Consider the following 792-nt stretch of genomic DNA (forward strand, 5'->3'; position numbering starts at 1 on the left):
GTCTATGGTATGACGCGGCTTGCCGAAGAGGCTCCTGCCGCCGCCGAACCTCTTGCTGAGTTCCCGCATCTCGATCGCGTGAGCCGTCATGACGTCCCCGCCTCCCTCTGGAAAAGCGCGGCCATGCGGTCGAGGAAACGGCTTCCGCTTCCCAGTTCCGGGACGCAGGCGATCAGCCGTTTCGTATAGGCATGCTGCGGATTGGCGAGCACCGCCCGCGCTTCGCCGGTCTCGACGATCTCCCCGTCCTTCATGACGGCCACGCGGTCGCAGATTTCCGACACGACGCCGAAATCGTGCGTGATGAAGACAAGCGCCATGCCGCGTTCGCGCTGAAGAGCGCGCATCAGTTCCAGGATACGCGCCTGCACGGTCACGTCGAGGGCGGTGGTCGGCTCGTCGGCGATGATGAGATCAGGATCGTTAGCGAGCGCCATGGCAATGCCGACGCGCTGGCGCTGGCCGCCCGAAAGCTGGTGCGGGTAGTGGCCGGCACGGGCGCGGGCCTCGGGGATGCCGACCTTGTCGAGCAGCGCGATCGCTTTTTCGCGGCGCTCTGTCGCGCCGAGCGGCTGGTGGGCGGCGATCGCCTCCTCCACCTGGCGTCCGATTGCCATCATGGGGTGCAGCGTCGTCAGCGGGTCCTGGAAGACATAGGCGACGCGGGCTCCCCGGCTGGCGATGAGGCGCGTCGGCGGCATGGCCAGCACTTCTTCGCCCTTCAGGTAGATTGCCCCGTTGCGGATTATTCCGGGCGGCGTGGCGACTAGTCCCATTTCGGTAAGGGCGGTC

Annotated in this window: 1 protein-coding gene; it reads right to left on the reverse strand. The window is 66.5% G+C overall.

Annotated elements, in window-relative coordinates; all coding sequences use genetic code 11:
* Positions 1-86: 86 nt before the first annotated feature.
* A partial coding sequence (locus ACTIF2_RS27610; RefSeq protein WP_439500342.1) for an ABC transporter ATP-binding protein occupies positions 87-792 on the reverse strand: 706 nt, incomplete at its 5' end.

This window comes from Allobosea sp., from assembly GCF_051860145.1.
Classification (GTDB): domain Bacteria; phylum Pseudomonadota; class Alphaproteobacteria; order Rhizobiales; family Beijerinckiaceae; genus Allobosea.